This is a genomic window from Streptococcus sp. NLN76 (assembly GCF_015686645.1).
GTDB lineage: Bacteria > Bacillota > Bacilli > Lactobacillales > Streptococcaceae > Streptococcus.
This window is the reverse complement of the sequence record NZ_JADPMS010000083.1, coordinates 1-2,866: the sequence shown is the minus strand read 5'-3', so window position 1 is coordinate 2,866 and position 2,866 is coordinate 1. Positions and strand designations below refer to the sequence as shown.

The 2,866-nt window shown below is 43.5% G+C and carries 2 protein-coding genes; both read right to left on the bottom strand.

Annotation, left to right across the window (positions count from 1 at the left end):
• Positions 1–357 precede the first annotated feature (357 nt).
• Complete coding sequence (locus tag I1A59_RS09250) at positions 358–1,338, bottom strand: Gfo/Idh/MocA family oxidoreductase (RefSeq protein ID WP_196092471.1); 981 nt, start codon at positions 1,336–1,338, stop codon at positions 358–360.
• Between the two features lie 140 nt (positions 1,339–1,478).
• Positions 1,479–2,866, bottom strand: a 1,388-nt coding sequence (locus tag I1A59_RS09245; protein ID WP_196092470.1) for a Rib/alpha-like domain-containing protein, incomplete at its 5' end; no start/stop codon positions are given.

The window sequence follows — 2,866 nt, the reverse complement described above, 5'->3', positions numbered from 1 at the left end:
TCAATACACGACGTTCAACGTCCAACATACTTTGAAAAAATTCTAACTAAAACAGGTGTCTTGCCAGTTTGAGCTACGGCATTAAATGCCAAAATCTAGTACGACTTAACAAGACACTACTACTTTAACATAAAGAAAAAGTAGTGAGAAAATCTTCCGTCGAAGGTTTCCTCACTACTAATCTTAGTATGTTTGAGCTGTCTGCGACTCGCTGCCTTGTACTAAAAGCAAACTGAAAGACTATAATCCTCTTCGCCGAACCCTAAGTTCTGTCTTCATCGGATTGCCTTTTCAGATTTCGAACTGTTTCGAGTATAAAAGAAATCCACTCGTTTTTTCAACCAGTGGATTCCTCTTTTATTCTTCTTCGGGATAAGTCAATCCCCATTCTTGACGGAGCTGGGTCATCAGGGACATAACATCACGGGTATAGGCCAAGTGCATCTTATTCTCCTGACCGAGCACTGCCTTTTCCATGTCGGCCACTTCATAGGCCAAAGCACTTTGTGTCTCTCCAAGCTCAATAACTTCCTGGCGATTATCGTCAGTGTAGGTGATTACCGCCTTTTGTCCACGCGGATACTCATAGAGCTCAATATAGCCCTTATCATAAGCCAACATCCCTCGTTTGGGTTGCTTGGCGTGTAGACTGAGTGCGACCGTTGCCATTTCGCCTTCTGGATTTGTTAACAAAATCCCAACTTGTTCATCTACACCGGTAGGGGCCAGCTTGACTTGAGAAAGCAGTTGATCCGGTTGGGAGCTCATAAAGAAGCGAACGAATGAAAGCGCATATACTCCTATGTCCAAAAGAGCTCCACCAGCCAGCGAGCGGTTAAAGAATCGGTTCGTCATGTCATAGTCTTTATAAGATCCAAAATTCATCTGGATCATCTTCAGAGGTCCAAGCTCACCACTATCCACACGACGACGCAACTCTCCATAAATGGGCATGTGGTAAATGGTCATGGCTTCCCCCAAGATGACCTGATTCTCCTCCGCCAATTGGATTGCTTCTTCCAGCTCCTGACTATTGAGGGTGATAGACTTCTCACACAAGACGTGCTTACCCGCCGTCAAAGCCTTTCTCAAGTACTGAATGTGCGTATTATGTGGTGTAGAAATATAGATGATATCTACCTCGGGATCCTCAAAGACCTGATCAATCTCCTCATAAACCTTCTCAATCCCATACTTCTCAGCAAACGCAACTCCTTTATCATAGGTCCGATTGGCCACTGAATAAAGCTTTCTCCCACTTGACTCAAGGGCTTGAGCCAATTCATTTGCAATCACACCTGTCCCCAAAGTTGCCCATTTTAAATCCTGTTTATGCATCTTGAATTCCTCCTCGTTCTTCCCAGTCTATCAAATCCCCTATCATCTGTCAAAAATCAAAAAAGACTTCCCAGCCAGTTCTAACACTAGCAAAGGAAGTCTTTTCATCACTTCAATTAAGGAAGACTAAGCTATCTCGATTAGTCTTCTTCACGACGACGTCTTGCTTTAAGACCGATCGTACTTAGAAGCATTCCGACACCAAGAGCTACAGCACCTGCATTCGATTCCTCACCTGTATTTGGAAGGGTTTCTTGATCTGTAGATTGAGTGCTCATTTGAGTCTTAGACTCTTTCATTTCAGGTTTTTGACCTGGAACTTGAACTTGAGGCTTCACTTCTGGTTTCACCTCAGGTTGTACAGGTTTCTCAGGTTTAGATGGAGTAACTGGTTTGCTTGGGGTTACAACCTTAATTGTTACTTCAACCTTATCTTGAGATCCATCTGGGTAAGTAACAACGACTGTGACTTTCTTATCACCTGGAGTTGTTGTATCGACTGGTTTCTCAAACTCAACCTTCGTTCCTGCTGGAAGCTCTGGCAAGTTGGAAATAGACTTGTTCGGATCTGGTTGTTCTCCTACATTCACAGACTGATCTTGTGGAACTGGAGTGTTCTTATCTGCGTCTGTACGTGGGTCTACAACTTTAACCGTTACTTCAACCTTGTCTTGAGACCCATCTGGGTAGGTTACAACTACTGTGACTTTCTTATCACCTGGAGTTGTTGTATCGACTGGTTTCTCAAACTCGACTTTCGTTCCTTTTGGAAGGTCTGGCAAGTTTGAGATAGACTTGTTAGGATCTGGTTGTTCTCCCACATTCACAGATTGGTCTTGAACTTTCGGCTCGTTCTTATCTGCGTCTGTACGTGGGTCCACAACTTTAACCGTTACTTCAACTTTGTCTTGAGATCCATCTGGGTAGGTTACGACAACTGTGACTTTCTTATCACCTGGGGTTGTTGTATCTACAGGTTTCTCAAACGCTACTTTAGTACCTTCTGGAAGGTCTTCAAGGTTAGAAATAGAGTCGCCTGGGTTTGGTTGCTCACCTACGTTGACAGTTAGATCTTGACCTTTCGGCTCGTTCTTATCTGCGTCTGTACGTGGATCTACAATTGTTACCGGTACTTCCACAACTTCCTTGCTGCCATCTGGATATGTGATCTCTACCTTACCTGTGTAATTTCCAGGTTTGTTTGTATCAATCGCACCCTCTGGAGTCACATCTTTAACTGTTACTTCAACTGGCTTACCTGACTCATCAGTAATTGGTTTAACATTATCTGTTAAGTCTACTTTGCCACCTTTGGCTACAGTTTCTGGAGTTGTTTCTGGTGTGTACTTATCTGCATCTGTACGTGGATCTACAATTGTTACCGGTACATCCACAACTTCTTTGCTGCCATCTGGATAAGTGATCTCTACCTTACCTGTGTAATTTCCAGGTTTGTTTGTATCAATCGCACCCTCTGGAGTCACATCTTTAACTGTTACTTCAACTGGCTTACCTGACTCATCAGTGA

Coding starts and splice junctions, on each gene's coding strand:
- I1A59_RS09250 (WP_196092471.1), bottom strand. CDS start 1,338: ATGCATAAACAGGATTTAAAATGGGCAACTTTGGGGACAGGTGTGATT.